The organism is Streptomyces actuosus, from assembly GCF_016921115.1.
Classification (GTDB): Bacteria; Actinomycetota; Actinomycetes; order Streptomycetales; family Streptomycetaceae; genus Streptomyces; species Streptomyces actuosus_A.
On the sequence record NZ_JAFFZS010000302.1, the window covers coordinates 1 to 255 of the forward strand.

Annotated in this window: 1 protein-coding gene; it reads right to left on the reverse strand. The window is 69.8% G+C overall.

The genetic code is table 11. The annotated features are described in order from the left end of the window. On the reverse strand, nucleotides 1-255 hold a 255-nt coding region (locus JS756_RS36410), incomplete at both ends, for a GTP-binding protein (RefSeq protein ID WP_240204891.1).

Consider the following 255-nt stretch of genomic DNA (forward strand, 5'->3'; position numbering starts at 1 on the left):
TCTGTTCGACGACGCCGTTGCGGGCGTCGACGAGGATGACGGTGAGTTCGGCGGTGGAGGCGCCGGTGACCATGTTGCGGGTGTACTGCACGTGGCCGGGGGTGTCGGCGAGGATGAAGCGGCGTGCAGGGGTGGCGAAGTAGCGGTAGGCGACGTCGATGGTGATGCCCTGTTCGCGTTCGGCGCGCAGGCCGTCGGTGAGGAGGGCGAGGTCGGGGGTGTCCTGGCCGCGGTGGGCGGATGCGCGTTCGACTG